Source organism: Candidatus Symbiopectobacterium sp. NZEC135 (genome assembly GCF_025962695.1).
This window is the reverse complement of sequence record NZ_JAGFPF010000840.1, coordinates 1-897: the sequence shown is the minus strand read 5'-3', so window position 1 is coordinate 897 and position 897 is coordinate 1. Positions and strand designations below refer to the sequence as shown.

Genomic DNA, 897 nt, shown 5'->3' with positions numbered 1-897 from the left:
CACCGGCGAGGTCTGCCCCACGTCTGGCAGGGCTTCAAGCGCAGCAATATGAGTACGCAACGCTTTCAACCGTTCAGGATCAGCGATAAAGCGTTTATAGGCGCTTTCAGCAGCAGCGAACTTCTCCGCAGCGCTGTCACCGCCAATCCCCATATAGTGTTGCCAAAAACACGCTTCTTTCTCCTGATGCACGGCGAGATAGTCGCGATTCAGAGCATTGAAATACGCTAAAGCCTGTTGCATATGCATCTCTTTCTAAAGTTGACCCAAGCCCCTATCAGGGCGTCGGTCAGTAAACATCAAGCCCCCTTTCTGCTCTCACTTACCACAGCGGTCAGGCTTAACAAGGCTTTCTTAATCATACCTTTTGATATGTTGGATTGCATAGATGATTGCCCGACATCGCGCGGCATCCTGCTGGGGAACAAGCGGCCATGGAGATCATCGATAATATTGACCAGTGAATCAGCATTATCCATGATAATATTGGCTCTGAGCATATCGTCATTGAGAACCAATTGTTTAAACCGTTCAATATTGGGGCGTTGAATACCGACGCGTTGTGCGTAAGCCTCTAAAAAGTCATCATCAAAGTGTAAAATGTTGGTTTGATCTCTCCCGGTTAATTGATCTTCGAACGCCTCGGGGATATCCTCCGGCTCGCCAATTCTCGAGGTGTAGGGGCTCGGGAAAAAATCTCTCGTTCCACCAGCAACATGGGAGACCTCATGCAATGCCGTCAAATGCAATGCATTATTAAATAATTCACTATTAGTAAACCTGTCCGCTAAAATCATTACACGCCTATTGGCATCAATATAGTGAGTAAACCCTAATGAACCTTGCGTCTCGGCATAGGGTACGCCGCTTCGTCTGGCGGTAGCCAGATAGATTTTG

At 47.7% G+C, this 897-nt stretch carries 2 pseudogenes; both read right to left on the bottom strand.

Going from position 1 to position 897, the window contains the following annotated elements:
• A pseudogene (locus J5224_RS30870) lies at positions 1 to 243 on the bottom strand (peptidase M3); the annotation flags it as partial.
• A gap of 56 nt (positions 244 to 299) precedes the next feature.
• A pseudogene (locus tag J5224_RS30865) lies at positions 300 to 897 on the bottom strand (hypothetical protein); the annotation flags it as partial.